A 15,590-nucleotide genomic window follows, 5' to 3' on the forward strand; every position below is an offset into this window, starting at 1 on the left:
CTATCGTGCGAAAACCCCGGGAACCGCTGGCCTGCGCCGGCGATGACCTGGACCATGACCGGCGGGCCCGGCACACCTGGCTGTGGATCGCCGGGCTGCTGGCCGTACTGCTGGCCACCTTGCCGGTGGCCGTAGGGCTCGGCCCGGTGTCCATCGAGCCGGGCACCGTGCTGCAGATCCTCAAGGCGCACCTTTCCGGGATGCCCGCACCTGGTGCATTCAGCGCCTCGGACCAGTCCATCGTCCTGCTGCTGCGCGTGCCGCGGGTGCTGCTGGGTGCCGCCGTCGGGGCCGGGCTGGCCCTGGCCGGGGTGGCGCTGCAGGCGCTGACCCGCAACATCCTGGCCGAGCCCTACCTGCTGGGCGTGACCTCCGGGGCCTCCACGCTCTCGGCGGCCGCGATCCTCTTCGGCGCCACGGCCGGCATCGGCACGGCCTCGCTGGCCACCAGCGCCTTTGCCGGGGCGCTGGCCGCCGGGATCTTCGTCTACCTGCTGGCGCGGGTCGGTTCGGAGATGACGTCCACCCGGCTGGTGCTGGCCGGGGTGTCCGTGGGCTATGTGCTGCACGCGCTCACCTCGCTGCTGATCTTCGCTTCGGATGATCCCAATGCGGGCCGTTCGGTGCTTTTCTGGACGCTGGGTTCACTGGCGCAGGCGACCGGGCAATCGGCAATGATCACCTGGATCGTGGTGCTCGGGACCGCCACGCTGCTGGCCTATTGGTCGCGGCCGCTGGACGCGCTGGCCATCGGCGATGGCACCGCGCAAGCGCTGGGAATATCTCCGGCCAAGCTGCGTGCGGCCGTCATGGTGGTGACCGCGGTGTGCGTGGGCGCGCTGGTTGCGTCCTCCGGCGGCATCGGATTCGTCGGGCTGGTGATTCCGCACGTAGCCCGGCTGTGCGTCGGCTCCACGCACCGCACCCTGATTCCGGTAGCCGCCCTGCTCGGCGCGATCTTCCTGGTCTGGGCCGATGTGCTGGCCCGGACGGCCATGGCACCGCAGGAATTGCCGCTGGGAATCGTCACCGCATTGCTCGGCGCCCCGCTGCTGTTCGCGCTGGTTCGCAAGCTCAATGCGGCCCAATAGGAACCAAGGACCTGGAAGAAGGCAAGAACCATGATTACTGCTACAGATATTTCCGTGGGCTATGGCGGAAAGCTGGTCATTGAATCGGCGGGGCTGCAGGCAGGCCCAGGGGAAGTGGTGGGGCTGATCGGCCCCAACGGCAGCGGCAAATCCACCCTGCTGCGCACGCTCTATGCGGCGCTGCGGCCCACGGCAGGACTGGTGCTCGTGGACGAGCGCCCCGTCACCGAGCTGCGCGGCAACGACCTTGCTCGCAGGATTGCCGTCGTGGCCCAGGAAACGCCCACCGAGCTGCCGGTCAGTGTCGCCGAAATGGTGCTCCTGGGCAGGGCTCCGCACCGCAAGGCGCTGGCCGCCTTTGCCCGCGAGGACCACCAGGCAGTTGCCTCGGCATTGTCCCGGGTCGGCGCCCGGCACTTGGCCGACCGCCGCTACTCGACCCTGTCCGGCGGCGAAAAGCAGCGCGTGCTGGTTGCCCGGACATTGGCCCAGCAGGCCGAGCACTTGCTACTGGATGAACCCACCAACCACCTGGATATCCGCTACCAGCATGAGCTGCTGCGCATGGTCGGGGAACTGGGAACCACCACGGTGGTGGTGCTGCACGAATTGAACCTGGCCGCCCGCTACTGCAGCAAGCTGGTCATGCTGGCCAATGGCGGGGTCATCGCTGCGGGCACGCCCCAGGAGGTGCTGGACCCTGGGCTTCTGCTGCAGGTCTACGGGATCCACGCGGAGCAGGTGCTGGTGAACGGCATCGTGCAACTGGTCTTCAGCCTGGCCGATGAGCCCAAGGTGCAACATAGTGGCACTCCAGTGCCCGGATGATAGCCTGCCCGGTAGGCAAGCATTGGCCAAGCGCCTGCCTGCCGGGCCCAGCATTGACCGTGAAAGGTATCCCTGCCATGACGAATTCCGCCGTATTCGAGGCTGACAAGCACTACGATCTGATCATCCTTGGCACCGGTTCGGGCAACTCCATCCCCGGTCCGGAATTCGATGGCAAATCCATTGCCATCATCGAGAAGGGCGCTTTCGGCGGTACCTGCCTGAACGTCGGCTGCATCCCGACCAAGATGTATGTCTACGCCGCAGACGTGGCCCTGGAAACCAGGCAAGCGGCACGGCTGGGAATCGATGCGCAGGTCAATTCGGTGGACTGGCCAGGCATCGTCAGCCGGGTCTTCGGCAAGCGCATCGATCCCATTGCCCAGGGCGGCGAGGACTACCGCCGTGGCGCGCAGACGCCGAATATCGATGTCTACGACCAGCACGCGCGGTTTGTCGGCGAGCGCACGCTGCGTACCGGGCAGGGAACAGAAGCCAGGACCATCAGCGCGGACCAGATTGTCCTGGCCGCCGGGTCGCGCCCGTTCATTCCGCAGGAAATCATCGATTCCGGCGTGGCCTTCCGCACCAACGAGGACATCATGCGCTTGGCCCGCCAGCCCAAGTCCATCGTGATCATCGGTGGCGGCTACATTGCCATGGAGTTCGCCCACGTCTTCGAAGCACTGGGCACCAAGGTCACCATCCTGGCCCGTTCCGAGCTCATGCGCCAGCTGGATGCCGATCTGCGCGGGCCATTCAACCAGATGGCCGCAGAACGCTATGACGTGCGCCCTGGCAGGAGCATGGTCAGCGCCGTGCAAGAGCCCGACGGGGTGAGGCTGACCCTGGATGACGGCTCCACCGCCAGTGCAGAGGTGCTGCTTGTGGCCACGGGGCGCATCCCCAACGGCGACCAGCTGGATCTGGACCGTGCCGGCATCGACTCCGAGGATGGACGGGTCAGCGTGGATGAGTACGGCCGCTCGACATCCGCCGAGGGCATCTGGGCGCTGGGCGATATTTCCTCGCCATTCCTGCTCAAGCATGTGGCCAACGCGGAAATGCGCGCGGTACGCCATAACTTGCTGAACCCGCAGAACATGAAGCAGATGCCCCATGAGCACGTGCCGGCGGCGGTCTTCACCCACCCGCAGATCGCCTACGTCGGCATGACCGAGGACGAAGCCCGCGAGGCAGGCCACGACATTACCGCCAAGGTGCAGAAGTACGGGGATGTGGCCTACGGCTGGGCCATGGAAGACAGCACCGGTATCGCCAAGCTCATTGCTGACCGGGAAACCGGCAAGCTGCTGGGCGCGCACTACATGGGCCCGCAGGCGTCAACGCTGATCCAGCAGATGATTACGGTGATGGCCTTCGGGCTGGATGTGCGCGAGGTCGCCACGCAGCAGTACTGGATCCACCCGGCCTTGCCGGAGGTCACCGAGAACGCACTGCTCGGCCTGGACTTCTCCTAGCGGCGGCCTGGCCTCCCGGCAGTGAACCGCGGCCAACTGGCAGCTGAACCCGCTGGCAGTAGCAAATATTGCCTAGTCGTCCTAGGCTGTAGCCATGAATGGGAAAACTTCAAGGACCGTGGCCTCGATGACCCGAAGCATGTTCGCGATCGCTGCAGGGGTGGGCATGGTGCTCGGTGCGCTGGCGGTGCTCTGGATGTTCTGGCCGATCCGCGGGGACGGCTATGGCAGCGGCCTGGGTGATCTCGGCCTGCCCTTGGCCTACGGCGCGCTCGCAGGAGTGGTGGTGGGCCTGATCTGCTGCAGCGGTGCGTATGCGGCCATTGAAATCCAGGCCATGGGGAACCAGCAGGCCTCGGCAGCCAGGCAATCGGCCGCTGCCGGAATCGGCGCGGTCCTCGCGGCACTGCTTCCGGCGTTGGCCATAGCCGCGCTGGGCCTGGGCGAAATCGATCCGGCCCCGTTCCTAGGCACGGCCCTGGGGTTCCTGGCAGTGTGCTTTGCCTCGGGCTTCGCTATCCTGGCTGGGCTCAACCGCTGCGCGGCCCGCGGCTGAGGCCATCCGGGCTCCGCGGCCAGGCGCTGGCTGGCTACTGGCTGGAAGCTGCTGGCAGTGCAGGGCGTGCTGTGGCACTTTTGGAAGCGGGCGCTTGGCCCAAGCGCCGGGGACGAAAGCAGACCAGGAGTGGAAATGAAGTTCAAGAGCCATCTCGCCGCAGGCGCGGCGGCAGGAATGCTGGCCGGGGCGGTGGGGCTGGCCGGAATCCCGGGGGCCCACGCCAGCGGCACGACCTACACCCAAGAGGTCTCCAGCGCCGCTACCTGCGCCATGATGGAAACCGCCACGGTGGATGCCTTCAAGGCGTCCGGGTACGAAGTCGGCAGCCACGCCTGCCTGGAAGGCAATGGCCGCTACACCCTGGTGATCGAGTACTCGCAATAGTTCCCGGGCGCCACGTGACGATTATCTAGCTGCTGGCGCATCCCGTGCAGACGTGTAAATTCGGGGTGCATCCAGCCGGGGGCGATACCCTTGGAGTATGGCCCCACGTACCCAGTCTCAGGGGACGAAGAAGACCGCGGCGCGCAAACCCAAGGCGCCTGGCTCCTCGTCCTCCAAGAAAACGCCCGAGAACCCGGATGCGGAACTCGCCCTGCCGCTGCGCGCAATACGCAGCGTGTGGATGGGCATTGCCCGGATCTTCGGCGGCGCATTCCGCCGCATCGGCGGAACCGTCAAGCCTGACTACGAGCTGCGCCGCGACGGCACCGGACTGTTCCTCGCGCTGATCTCGATGATCGTCGCGATCATCGAATGGTGGGGCCTGCGCGATGCGGGCTGGTTCGGCACCGGCGTGCACGCGGTCGCCGGCGGCACCCTGGGCTTCATGGCCGTGCTGCTGCCGGTGATCTTGTTCATCGGCGCCTTCCGGCTCTTCCGCTACCCGGAGGCGGTCACCGCGAACAACCGCATCGGCATCGGCCTGCTGATCATGACGCTCTCCGGCTCCTCCATCGCCTCGCTGGCCAACGGCTCGCCAGCGGTCTCCGACGATTTCCAGGCCCTCTGGAATGCCGGCGGCATGGCCGGTTCCATCCTGGGCACCCCGCTGGGCCTGCTGATCTCGGTCCCGGGCGCCATGGCCGTGTTCATCTTCCTGGTGGTCATGTCCATCCTGATCGTCACCGCCACGCCATTTACGCAGATCCCTTCGCGCGTGCGTTCGGGCTACAACCGCCTGCTCGGCCAGGACCCGGACGCACCCCGTGCCGCCCGCCCCACGGCCGCAGTGGAACTTGATCCAGCCGGCGAGGACCATGACCAGTCCTACCTCTACCCGCAGGACGAGGCTCCGGCCCCCGCTGCCAGGAAGAAGAAGCCCGGCTTCTTCGAACGCCGGGCCGCGGCCGCCCGCAAGGTCACCGAGGTCTACGACGTGGACGGCGGCGAGCACGCTGAACGCCCCGGCGATGTCGCCTACGACAAGGCGGTCATCGGCCAGGATGATCCTGCCGAGCAGTCCACCGGCGCGATGCCTGCCGTCAACCGCAACTCCGGCAAGATCTTCGACGCCGACGAGGCCGCCACCCAGGCCATCGCCCGCCCGGACTTCGAGTCCGCCGCCGCCCCGGCCCAGGAAGACACCGCCACGGTGGCCATCCCGAAGCCCTCCGGTCCTCCGCCTGGAGTCAAGCGCCCGACCAAGGCCGAATCCGAGATGGCCGAGATCATGGCCAATATCGGGCTGAAGGCCGAACCCGAGGCCACCACCTCCGCGATGGGCCAGGTCTCCTCGCGCGCCGCCGGGCTCGCCGCATCCCCGCAGGCCCCGATCCCCGCGCGCAGCGAGCAGCTGCAGCTGTCCGGGGATGTCACCTACACCCTGCCCGAGGAGCACTACCTTCCTGCCGGCCCGCCGGCCAAGGAAGCATCCGAGGCCAACCAGGTGGTGGTCGACGCGCTGACCAACACCCTGCAGCAATTCAAGGTCGACGCGAAGGTCACCGGGTTCTCCCGCGGGCCCACGGTGACCCGCTACGAGATCGAGCTGGCCCCGGGCACCAAGGTGGAGAAGGTCACCGCGCTGTCCAAGAACATCTCCTATGCGGTGGCTTCCTCGGATGTGCGCATCCTCTCGCCGATTCCGGGCAAGTCCGCCATCGGCATCGAGATCCCGAACACCGACAAGGAAGTCGTGGCGCTGGGCGATGTGCTGCGCAGCTCCAATGCCCGCAAGACCGAGCACCCGATGGTGATGGGCGTGGGCAAGGACGTGGAAGGCGGCTTCGTCGTGGCCAACCTGGCCAAGATGCCGCACCTGCTGGTGGCAGGCGCCACCGGCGCGGGCAAGTCCTCGTTCGTGAACTCGATGATCACCTCGATCCTGATGCGCTCCACCCCGGACGAGGTGCGCATGGTCATGGTCGACCCCAAGCGCGTGGAGCTGACCGCCTACGAAGGCGTGCCGCACCTGATCACCCCGATCATCACCAACCCGAAGAAGGCCGCCGAGGCACTGGGCTGGGTGGTCCGCGAAATGGACACCCGCTACGACGATCTGGCCAACTTCGGTTTCAAGCACATCGACGACTTCAACAAGGCCGTCAAGGCCGGCAAGGTGCACCCTCCGGAGGGTTCCAAGCGCGTGCTCAAGCCCTACCCGTACCTGCTGGTGATCGTCGATGAGCTCGCCGACTTGATGATGGTCGCCCCGCGCGATGTCGAAGAGTCCATCGTGCGCATCACCCAGCTGGCGCGTGCCGCCGGCATCCACCTGGTGCTGGCCACCCAGCGCCCCTCGGTGGATGTGGTCACCGGCTTGATCAAGGCCAACGTGCCCTCGCGCATGGCCTTCGCGACCTCATCGGTCACCGACTCCCGTGTGGTCCTGGACCAGCCCGGGGCCGAGAAGCTGCTGGGCCAGGGCGACGCCCTGTTCCTGCCGATGGGCACCTCCAAGCCGATGCGCGTGCAGGGCGCCTGGGTGACCGAATCCGAAATCCACCGCGTGGTCGAGCACGTCAAGAGCCAGCTGAAGCCCGAGTACCGGGAAGACGTGATCCCGGCTGCCGAGAAGAAGAAGCAGATCGATGAGGACATCGGAGACGATCTGGATCTGCTGCTGCAGGCTACCGAGCTCGTGGTCACCAGCCAGTTCGGCTCCACCTCGATGCTGCAGCGCAAGCTGCGCGTGGGCTTCGCCAAGGCCGGACGCCTGATGGACCTGATGGAATCGCGGGGCGTTGTCGGCCCTTCCGAGGGCTCCAAGGCCCGCGATGTGCTGATCCAGCCCGATGACCTGCCCATGGTCCTGGCTGCGATGCGCGGCGATGACCCGGCGACCAGCACCCCGTCGCCCACCGAGGCCGCGCTGGTGGCCGAAGCCAACGTGAACCACGCCGAGCCGGTCACCGACTATGCCGAGGACCTGGTTGCCAAGGATCTGGAAGATCGCCCGCAAGCCGTCGACTACTTCGATGGCTCCGACGAACCTGGCGAAGACGCCTGGGACCTGACAGGAAGAAACTGAAACCCATGAGCGAGCAAGCTGGCCGCAGTGCCCAGCCACCGGTACCAACGCTGAATATCGCCAACGTGCTCACTACCATCCGCATCATCATGGTGCCTTTCTTCGTCTGGGCCCTGATGGCCGATAACCACGAGCAAGGCCTGTGGCGCTGGGTCGCGCTGGGACTTTTCGTGGTGGCCATGTACACCGACAAGCTCGACGGGGACCTGGCGCGCAGCCGCGGGCTGGTCACCAACTTCGGCAAGATCGCGGACCCGATCGCCGACAAGCTGCTCACCGGTTCGGCGCTGGTTTGCTTCTCGATCCTGGCCGAGCTGCCTTGGTGGGTCACCATCGTGATCCTGGCGCGCGAATGGGGCATCACCTTGCTGCGCGTGGTGGTCATCCGCTACGGCGTGATTGCCGCGAATATGGGCGGCAAGATCAAGACCGTGTTGCAGGCCATCGTGATCGGCCTGTACCTGCTGCCCTACACCCACACCATTGACTGGCTGGGCACCGTGGCGTGGTACCTGATGCTGCTGACCCTGGCCGTCACCGTGGTCACCGGTCTGGAATACCTGGTCAAGGCCGGCCAGCTGGCAGCCGCGGCCAAGAAGCAGAAGTAGGGCCGGCACCATGAAGCCCCAGGCACCCGAGGTGATCGCCAAGGCCATTGAAGGCGATGTGCAGCTGGCTACGGCCGAATCGCTGACCGCTGGCATGATTGCCGCGCGCCTGGCCGAGGTGCCCGGCGCCTCGGCGGTGCTGCGCGGGGGAGTTGTCAGCTATTCCTCGGCGGTGAAGTCATCGCTGCTGGGCGTCGACGAGATGCTGCTTGCCTCCAACGGATCGGTGGATCCCGAGGTTGCCCGGCAGATGGCCGTAGGGGCGCAGCGTGCCTGCGGTGCAGACGCGGCGATTTCTGCAACCGGGGTCGCTGGACCGGACCCGCACGATGGCAAGGCGGTGGGAACCGTGTATATTGGGTGGGCCATGGGCGCTGACTCGGGATCCGAAGTCCACCACTTCGTGGGAGACCGGGCACAGATCCGCGAGCAGAGCACCCTGGCGGCACTTCACCAGTTCGCTGCCATCTTGGATAAAGCTTCTTCACAGTAAGACGCGAAATACTCTTCTTCCCGAGATGTTACGCAAAAATCACGGCATATGTGGCGTAGGTCGCATTTAAGTGATTAGGGTGAATGTACGGGAACAAAATCGTATGACCTGTCGTTGTACGAATTGCAGGGCCGCAAGGATGGCCCCCGTATTTGATTAGATCTTCGAGATGGACCTAGGAGCAGAGGCTAAATTCATGGTCAAGCAACCCGTAACTGTCAATGGTGTCGTCCGTTGGCGCGATATGGGAGAAGCCCATATGGTCCAGCCCGAGAAGGAGGAGCACAAAATGGTAGTACTCCGTCATGAAATCGGCGATGTTCTGCGCGACGTCCGTCAGCGCCAGGGGCGTACCCTTCGCGAGGTTTCGCATAGCGCACGTGTTTCCCTTGGCTACCTGTCCGAGGTTGAGCGTGGCCAGAAGGAAGCCTCTTCGGAGCTGCTCTCCTCGATCTGCGTGGCGCTGGAAATCCCATTGTCCCTGATGCTCCGTGAAGTATCCGAGCGCGTTGCCCTGGCGGAGGGCATTGCTATCCCGGATACCGTCCCTACGGATATGGCCAACGAGTTTGCGGCCAAGAGCGGCAACAAGCCATTGGCCTCGGTCTAGAACCAAATTTTTTAGGGCTACCGCTACTCAGTAATCGAGACTGCCGGCAGCCGTGCAAGGAGCCTGCGCGAAATGCGTGGGCTCCTTGCCTATGCGTGGGAGAATAATTAGGTGAAAATCAGCGATTTCTGGCGCAACATGGAAAACGAGTTCGGCGCGCGGTACTCCCACGTGCTGGCCGATTCCATGGCCCTTACCGAACTTGGCAGCCTCACCGCCGCGCAGGCGCTGGACAAGGGCATCAAGCCCAAGCAGATTTGGGAAGCCCTGTGCAAGGCGCAAGACATTCCGGCCGAACGCTGGCTTGGCGTGGATATCGAGCCGAAGGAATCGTAGCGACTCCGTTCGAAAGTCCCGGCACTGGATCTTCGAACATGCCGTGTTGAATTTCGAACACCTGTTCGGATAGGGTTATCCTAGAAGCAACGCAGGAAACTGCACCAAAAACTTAAGCACTGAGACTGTCCACACTTGAGGGCTATCGGAGTCCAAAGTGTCGGTGGGCAAGCATACTGTCTATTGCAGGACAAAATTCATGAGCAAGTACGTAGCAGGCTTGCAAGAGCAAAGGTGAACCATGGCAGCAAAAAATGATCGGGAAAAGGCGCTAGAGGCTGTCCTGGGCCAAATCGACAAGGCCTACGGCAAGGGCTCGGTCATGCGCCTGGGCGATGAAACCCGTGCACCCATTGAAGTAATTCCTACCGGTTCGGTTGCCTTGGATGTCGCCCTTGGCATTGGCGGCCTGCCACGCGGCCGCGTGGTTGAAATCTACGGCCCTGAGTCCTCGGGTAAAACCACGGTTGCCCTGCATGCAGTCGCCAGCGCGCAGAAGGCCGGCGGCGTTGCGGCTTTCATCGATGCTGAGCACGCGCTTGATCCGGAATACGCCAAGAAGCTGGGCGTCGACACCGACGCACTGCTGGTCTCCCAGCCGGATACCGGCGAGCAGGCCCTGGAAATCATGGATATGCTCGTGGGCTCCGGCGCGCTGGATATCATCGTCATCGACTCCGTGGCAGCGCTGGTTCCACGTGCCGAAATCGAAGGCGAAATGGGTGACAGCCATGTCGGCCTGCAGGCCCGCTTGATGTCCCAGGCTCTGCGCAAGATCACCGGCCGCCTCTCGGCCTCGAAGACTACCGCAATCTTCATCAACCAGCTGCGTGAAAAGATTGGCGTCTTCTTCGGCAGCCCGGAAACCACCACTGGCGGCAAGGCGCTGAAGTTCTACGCTTCGGTCCGCATCGACATCCGCCGCATCGAGACCCTGAAAGAGGGCACCAATGCGGTCGGCAACCGCACCCGCTGCAAGGTCGTCAAGAACAAGATGGCTCCTCCTTTCAAGCAGGCTGAATTCGACATCCTGTACGGCCACGGCATCTCCCGCGAAGGTTCGCTCATCGATATGGGTGTCGAGCACAACCTGGTCAAGAAGTCCGGTGCCTGGTTCACCTACGACGGGGACCAGCTGGGCCAGGGCAAGGAAAACGCCCGCCGCTTCCTGCGCGACAACCCGGATCTGGCCGACGAACTCGAGCGCCAGATCTTGCAGAAGCTCGGCGTTCTGCCACAGGAAGAAGTTGAAGAAGACGAGACCGAACTGCGAGTCGTCGAGGGCGATAAGTAGTGGCCCCAGGCTTCCAGCGACGTAGCGTCCGACCCGGAAAGAATTCCGGGTCGGACGCTACGTCCGTTTCCAAAGAGTTCCAGGGGGATCCCGAGGACATGCCGGACTGGGCAAAACCCAGCCCGGAAGAAGTGGAAGCACAAGCGGCTGAGGAATCAGCTAGGCGGGAACGCGCCGCCCGGCGCGCCGCAACCCCAGCCATGCCAGCGGGCAGCACCTCCCGCACCATTGCCAGCTTCCCGGAGGAATCCAGGAAACCGGGCAGTGTTGAAGAGCTGCGTGCGGCGATGGAACAGATTGTTGCCGCGCCCGCACCGGCCAAACCCTCGAAGCAGGAACGCCGCGAAGCACGCGAAGCGAGAAAAGCGGCGCGCGAAGCCGGGGAGCCCGAAGAGCTCAGCGATGACCAGTGGCGGGAAAAGGCGCGTGGCATTTTGCTGCGCCAGCTCACAGCCAGCGACAAGACCGCGAAACAGCTCAAGGACAAGCTTCTTGACAACCAATGCCCTGAGGATATCGCTGATGAAGTCATCGACCGGTATGCCGAGATCAATCTCGTTGATGATGAACGCTTTGCGAAGTCGTGGGTAGTTGCCCGCGCGCGCTCGCGCGGTTTGGCCCGTGGGGCGATCAAGCGCGAGCTGCGCACCAAGGGCGTAGACGATGAACTGGCCGCTGAAGCGCTTGAGCAGATTGATGATGAGGCCGAGGAGCAGCGGGCCCGTGAACTGGTTCGCGCGAAACTGCGCCCGGAATCCATGGGCGCAGATCGGGATAGGGCATTACGCCGACTAGTAGGGATGCTGGGGCGTAAAGGCTACAACGGCGGCTTGGCCTTCAAGGTCGCGCGCGAAGAATGGGAAGAGCGCTTCGGTAGCCGCTACTGATTGCGCTTCGGATCCTGGGCAGGTGCTTTGCTGCGGCGTCCAAGCCAATCGTCAATGCCCTGGTATGCCCACAGGATCAAGGCGGCGATCCCGGCAAGCACCGAGCCAACACCGATATTGAACAGCAGGTCATCGGTCTCGTGGTCCATCGGCGGGAGGAGGCCGATGGCGATCGGGATGGCGAAAAGGAAAAGTGCGGATATTCCGGCCATCCAGATATGGAAGACCTTCATGCCGCGTGACAAGCGCAATGGGCGGGATTTCTCGGGTTCCGGTTGTGGGCGGGGTGAATGGTTTTCCACGGAAATCTCTCTCATAGGCCGAATTGGCTAGTTGATAGTCTAATTCAATCCTAACCCTTCCGAGGGAAGCGGTGAATCCGGCGATTAGCGGGCACGCGCTGCGAACAGCACGCCGGAGCGCGTCCCAAGGTCACCTGTATTTCAGCAGTACCCAATCTTCGGTAATCTTGAAGAGTGACTGAGCAACATACCTTGAGCAACATCGACAGTGGAGAACTACCCCGTACCTATGAAGTACGTACCTTCGGCTGCCAAATGAACGTGCACGATTCCGAGCGGCTCTCCGGTCTCCTGGAAGATGCGGGCCTAAGCCGCAAATCCGAAGAGCTGGCCGAAGAAGCAGCCGACGTCGTCGTCTTCAATACCTGCGCAGTGCGTGAAAACGCAGACAACAAGCTCTACGGGCATCTGGGCCTGCTGAAGAACCTGAAGGCCGAACGCCCCAATATGCAAATTGCCGTCGGCGGGTGCCTTGCCCAGAAGGACCGGGACACCATCGTCAAGAAAGCCCCATGGGTAGACGTGGTGTTCGGCACGCACAATATCGGTTCGTTGCCTACGCTGCTGGCCCGCTCGCGCCACAACCAGGAGGCGCAACTGGAGATCCTGGAATCACTGGATGTCTTCCCATCCACCTTGCCGACTCGACGCGAATCCGTGTACGCAGGCTGGGTCTCCATTTCCGTGGGCTGCAACAATACCTGCACCTTCTGCATCGTCCCATCCTTGCGCGGCAAGGAGCGCGATCGCCGCCCGGGCGAGATCCTCGCCGAAATCCAGGCCCTGGTCGATGATGGGGCCATCGAAGTGACCCTGCTGGGCCAGAACGTGAATTCCTACGGCGTGGAATTCGGAGACCGCTTGGCCTTCGGCAAGTTGCTGCGCGCTTGCGGCGAAATAGAAGGACTCGAACGCGTGCGCTTCACCAGCCCGCACCCAGCGGCCTTCACCGATGACGTCATCGATGCCATGGCCGAGACCCCGAACGTGATGCCGCAGCTGCATATGCCGCTGCAGTCCGGCTCGGACAGGGTGCTCAAGGAAATGCGCCGCTCCTACCGGTCCAAGAAATTCCTGGGCATCCTGGAAAAGGTTCGCGAACGCATCCCGCATGCGGCAATCACCACCGACATCATCGTTGGCTTCCCGGGCGAAACCGAAGAGGACTTCCAAGCCACCCTCGACGTGGTTGAAGCGTCGCGATTCTCCTCGGCATTCACCTTCCAGTATTCCAAGCGGCCGGGAACACCGGCAGCCGAACTTGAAGACCAGCTGCCCAAGGCCGTGGTCCAGGAACGCTACGAGCGACTGACCGCGCTCCAGGACCGCATTGCCAAGGAAGAGAATGCGAAGCAGCTGGGCCGTACCGTAGAAGTGATGGCCACCGAGCAGTCCGGACGCAAGTCCGGGGAAACCCGGCGCCTGTCCGGACGCTCGCAGGACCAGCGCCTGGTGCACTTCTCTGTGCCTGACGGAGCCCAAGCCCCGCGCCCAGGCGATCTGGTCACCCTGCCTATTACCGAAGTGGCATCATTCCACCTGATTTCCGATCCCACCGCTGACCAGTACTCCCTGCGCCGTTCGCGTGCCGGGGATGCCTGGGACCGTGCCCAAGCCGAAAGCTGCGGGGTACCTTCCCCAGCTGCGAACGGTTCCATCGGCCGCACGAGCTTGGGCATGCCAACCTTGAAAGTGCGTAGCTAAGTACATGACCAATTCGAACCTGCCGGTCATCGCCATCGTCGGCCCCACCGGCACCGGCAAGTCAGATTTGGCTATTGCCCTGGCCCGGGAACTGGGCGGGGAAATCGTCAATTCAGATGCCCTGCAGTTCTACCGCGGCATGGATATCGGCACCGCGAAGCTGCCGGTGGATGAACGTGGCGGCATCGAGCATCATTTGCTCGACACCATGGCCATCACCGAGGAAGCGTCCGTCGCGGCCTTCCAAGCCCAAGCCCGCGACCACTTCGCCCGAATCCAGGCCCGCGGCAAGATTCCGGTGATGGTCGGCGGCTCTGGACTGTATGTACGCGCAGCACTTGACGTCATCGATTTCCCGCCGACGGATCCCGGGGTCAGGAAACGGCTGGAGGCTGAGGTCGAGGCCGAAGGCGACGGACCCCTGCGCCGCCGATTGGCCGAGGTGGACCCGGTGTCAGCTGGGCGCAACCTGGATTTGCGCCGCGCGATCCGGGCCCTTGAAGTCTACGAGATTTCCGGGCGGGCCTTCAGCTCCTTCATGCCGCAACGCGAGTATGCCGCACCGGCAATCCAGATCGGTTTGAACTATGACCGGCATGCATTGCACGAAGCCCTGGAGGCCCGCGTGCACAAGATGGATGCCATGGGATTAGCCGAAGAAGTCGCAGGACTTCTTGAACAAGGATTACGCGAAGGCAAGACCGCTTCGCGTGCCATCGGGTACCAGCAGTACATTGACTACTTGGATGCGCTGATCACCCGAGCCGAAGCCATCGACCAGACGATCATCGCCACGCGCAAGTTCGCGCGACGGCAGATCACCTGGTTCAATGCAGACCAGCGGGTCAACTGGCTGAACCCGATCGAACCGGGACTGCTGGAAAAAACGCTGAAGATCATTGGCTAGCCAACATACGCAGGAAAACTCTAGGAGCATTGATGTACCGCACCGAACTAGGACAGCTGGCTGGACAACATTTTGCCAAGGGCCACGCTACCGGCAACGACTTCGTACTGGTTGCAGACCCTGAAGCAAAGCTCGACATCACCCCCGAACAGGTAGCGGCCCTATGCCATCGCCGCTTCGGCATTGGCGGCGACGGGCTCATCCGTGCCGTGCCAACCTCCAAGGTTCCGGGATACGAAGAGCAGTTCCTGGAGAACCCCAAGGCCTACTGGTTCATGGATTACCGGAACAACGACGGTTCCATCGCCGAAATGTGCGGCAATGGCGTGCGTGCCTTCGCGCACTACCTGATTGCCGAGGGGCTGGTGAGCCTCCAGGTGGGGCAAAGCTTCCAAATCGGCAGCCGTGCAGGGGTCAAGGAAATTACCCGCCTGGTCGATGGCTACGCAGTGAACCTGGGTCCTTGGGGCCTGATCTTCGAGCAGGACGCGGCCGAAAAATCCGTGGACTCCATGGTCAAGCCGCGTGGCTGGGAACAGGCCCTGCCGGCCTTGAGCATCACCATGGGCAATCCGCACACCGTTGTGGCGTTGCCCGATGCCCGAATGCTCGAAGAATTGGACCTGTTCCAGGCACCAGAGGTATCTCCCGTTCCTGCCCACGGCACCAACGTGGAATTCGTGGTTCCATCCGAACCGCTGATTGAAGAAGACGGAGTTGCCCAGGTCCAGATGCGCGTCCATGAACGCGGGGTAGGCGAGACCCTCTCTTGCGGTACCGGTGCCTGCGCGGCTGCAGCTGCCGTACGCTACTGGGCGCGCAGCACCGCGCTGATCAACCAGTGGGCTGTTGCGGTGCCAGGCGGCGTGGTCGGCGTTGAATTCCGCGGCAATGCAAGCGGCGGAGAAGATACGATCCTCAGCGGCCCCGCGGATCTGGTGGCGCGCGGGATCCTCGGTGCGCAGTAGAACTGATCCGGATGTTCGCAGAACCGCAGATTGGCTCGGCTAGCGGATCT

General features: G+C 63.6%; 16 protein-coding genes. 15 read left to right on the forward strand and 1 reads right to left on the reverse strand.

The window, feature by feature from the left end; all coding sequences use genetic code 11:
- Positions 1-5 precede the first annotated feature (5 nt).
- The 12 genes from ACIOTL_RS12095 (at position 6) to ACIOTL_RS12150 (ending at position 11,659) form a co-directional block, all read left to right on the forward strand.
- Entirely contained in the window at positions 6-1,091 is a 1,086-nt protein-coding gene (locus tag ACIOTL_RS12095) for a FecCD family ABC transporter permease (RefSeq protein ID WP_400342844.1), read from the forward strand.
- A gap of 30 nt (positions 1,092-1,121) precedes the next feature.
- Positions 1,122-1,919: an ABC transporter ATP-binding protein gene (locus ACIOTL_RS12100; protein WP_400342845.1), complete on the forward strand. Its 798-nt coding sequence runs from the start codon at positions 1,122-1,124 to the stop codon at positions 1,917-1,919.
- Between the two features lie 77 nt (positions 1,920-1,996).
- Positions 1,997-3,400, forward strand: a complete 1,404-nt coding sequence (mtr, locus tag ACIOTL_RS12105; protein WP_400342847.1) for a mycothione reductase — start codon at positions 1,997-1,999, stop codon at positions 3,398-3,400.
- Between the two features lie 94 nt (positions 3,401-3,494).
- Complete coding sequence (locus ACIOTL_RS12110; RefSeq protein WP_400342849.1) at positions 3,495-3,956, forward strand: hypothetical protein; 462 nt, start codon at positions 3,495-3,497, stop codon at positions 3,954-3,956.
- 135 nt (positions 3,957-4,091) lie between these two features.
- Positions 4,092-4,343, forward strand: coding sequence for a hypothetical protein (locus tag ACIOTL_RS12115; RefSeq protein WP_332498703.1), 252 nt, complete (start codon positions 4,092-4,094; stop codon positions 4,341-4,343).
- 97 nt (positions 4,344-4,440) lie between these two features.
- Entirely contained in the window at positions 4,441-7,431 is a 2,991-nt protein-coding gene (locus tag ACIOTL_RS12120) for a DNA translocase FtsK 4TM domain-containing protein (RefSeq protein ID WP_400342851.1), read from the forward strand.
- Positions 7,432-7,436: 5 nt separating this feature from the next.
- Positions 7,437-8,039 (forward strand): CDP-diacylglycerol--glycerol-3-phosphate 3-phosphatidyltransferase, encoded by a 603-nt coding sequence (gene pgsA / locus ACIOTL_RS12125; protein ID WP_133832958.1) that lies wholly within the window; start codon positions 7,437-7,439, stop codon positions 8,037-8,039.
- 10 nt (positions 8,040-8,049) lie between these two features.
- Positions 8,050-8,532: a CinA family protein gene (locus tag ACIOTL_RS12130; RefSeq protein WP_105661877.1), complete on the forward strand. Its 483-nt coding sequence runs from the start codon at positions 8,050-8,052 to the stop codon at positions 8,530-8,532.
- Positions 8,533-8,728: 196 nt separating this feature from the next.
- Entirely contained in the window at positions 8,729-9,142 is a 414-nt protein-coding gene (locus ACIOTL_RS12135; protein ID WP_105658240.1) for a helix-turn-helix domain-containing protein, read from the forward strand.
- Positions 9,143-9,253: 111 nt separating this feature from the next.
- A complete protein-coding gene (locus ACIOTL_RS12140; RefSeq protein ID WP_105658168.1) occupies positions 9,254-9,478 on the forward strand; it encodes a DUF3046 domain-containing protein in 225 nt (74 codons plus the stop codon).
- A gap of 241 nt (positions 9,479-9,719) precedes the next feature.
- Entirely contained in the window at positions 9,720-10,772 is a 1,053-nt protein-coding gene (gene recA, locus ACIOTL_RS12145; protein WP_105658167.1) for a recombinase RecA, read from the forward strand.
- Between the two features lie 98 nt (positions 10,773-10,870).
- Positions 10,871-11,659: a regulatory protein RecX gene (locus tag ACIOTL_RS12150; RefSeq protein ID WP_105658166.1), complete on the forward strand. Its 789-nt coding sequence runs from the start codon at positions 10,871-10,873 to the stop codon at positions 11,657-11,659.
- Here the strand turns inward: ACIOTL_RS12150 and ACIOTL_RS12155 are convergent.
- Positions 11,653-11,976 (reverse strand): hypothetical protein, encoded by a 324-nt coding sequence (locus ACIOTL_RS12155; protein ID WP_146112308.1) that lies wholly within the window; start codon positions 11,974-11,976, stop codon positions 11,653-11,655. The two genes, ACIOTL_RS12150 and ACIOTL_RS12155, sit on opposite strands and share 7 nt — an antisense overlap.
- Before the next feature lie 159 nt (positions 11,977-12,135).
- Between ACIOTL_RS12155 and miaB the strand changes: the two genes are divergently transcribed.
- Genes miaB through dapF form a run of 3 tightly spaced genes read left to right on the forward strand, consistent with a single transcriptional unit; the run spans position 12,136 to position 15,540 of the window.
- Positions 12,136-13,665, forward strand: coding sequence for a tRNA (N6-isopentenyl adenosine(37)-C2)-methylthiotransferase MiaB (miaB, locus tag ACIOTL_RS12160; RefSeq protein WP_400342853.1), 1,530 nt, complete (start codon positions 12,136-12,138; stop codon positions 13,663-13,665).
- A 4-nt stretch (positions 13,666-13,669) separates the two neighbouring features.
- Positions 13,670-14,572 carry a tRNA (adenosine(37)-N6)-dimethylallyltransferase MiaA gene (gene miaA / locus ACIOTL_RS12165; RefSeq protein WP_133832954.1) on the forward strand — a complete coding sequence of 301 codons (903 nt, stop codon included), beginning with the start codon at positions 13,670-13,672 and terminating at the stop codon, positions 14,570-14,572.
- 32 nt (positions 14,573-14,604) lie between these two features.
- On the forward strand, positions 14,605-15,540 hold the full coding sequence (gene dapF, locus ACIOTL_RS12170) for a diaminopimelate epimerase (protein ID WP_133832953.1): 936 nt from the start codon (positions 14,605-14,607) through the stop codon (positions 15,538-15,540).
- The last annotated feature ends 50 nt before the right edge of the window (positions 15,541-15,590 follow it).

It is taken from the genome of Glutamicibacter sp. NPDC087673, from assembly GCF_044743255.1.
GTDB lineage: Bacteria > Actinomycetota > Actinomycetes > Actinomycetales > Micrococcaceae > Glutamicibacter.

Bases quoted from the DNA above. Each gene is read 5' to 3' on its own strand.
- ACIOTL_RS12100 (WP_400342845.1), top strand. From the start codon at position 1,122: ATGATTACTGCTACAGATATTTCCGTGGGCTATGGCGGAAAGCTGGTC.
- mtr (WP_400342847.1), top strand. From the start codon at position 1,997: ATGACGAATTCCGCCGTATTCGAGGCTGACAAGCACTACGATCTGATC.
- ACIOTL_RS12110 (WP_400342849.1), top strand. From the start codon at position 3,495: ATGAATGGGAAAACTTCAAGGACCGTGGCCTCGATGACCCGAAGCATG.
- ACIOTL_RS12115 (WP_332498703.1), top strand. From the start codon at position 4,092: ATGAAGTTCAAGAGCCATCTCGCCGCAGGCGCGGCGGCAGGAATGCTG.
- ACIOTL_RS12120 (WP_400342851.1), top strand. From the start codon at position 4,441: ATGGCCCCACGTACCCAGTCTCAGGGGACGAAGAAGACCGCGGCGCGC.
- pgsA (WP_133832958.1), top strand. From the start codon at position 7,437: ATGAGCGAGCAAGCTGGCCGCAGTGCCCAGCCACCGGTACCAACGCTG.
- ACIOTL_RS12130 (WP_105661877.1), top strand. From the start codon at position 8,050: ATGAAGCCCCAGGCACCCGAGGTGATCGCCAAGGCCATTGAAGGCGAT.
- ACIOTL_RS12135 (WP_105658240.1), top strand. From the start codon at position 8,729: ATGGTCAAGCAACCCGTAACTGTCAATGGTGTCGTCCGTTGGCGCGAT.
- recA (WP_105658167.1), top strand. From the start codon at position 9,720: ATGGCAGCAAAAAATGATCGGGAAAAGGCGCTAGAGGCTGTCCTGGGC.
- ACIOTL_RS12150 (WP_105658166.1), top strand. From the start codon at position 10,871: ATGCCGGACTGGGCAAAACCCAGCCCGGAAGAAGTGGAAGCACAAGCG.
- ACIOTL_RS12155 (WP_146112308.1), bottom strand. From the start codon at position 11,976: ATGAGAGAGATTTCCGTGGAAAACCATTCACCCCGCCCACAACCGGAA.
- miaA (WP_133832954.1), top strand. From the start codon at position 13,670: ATGACCAATTCGAACCTGCCGGTCATCGCCATCGTCGGCCCCACCGGC.
- dapF (WP_133832953.1), top strand. From the start codon at position 14,605: ATGTACCGCACCGAACTAGGACAGCTGGCTGGACAACATTTTGCCAAG.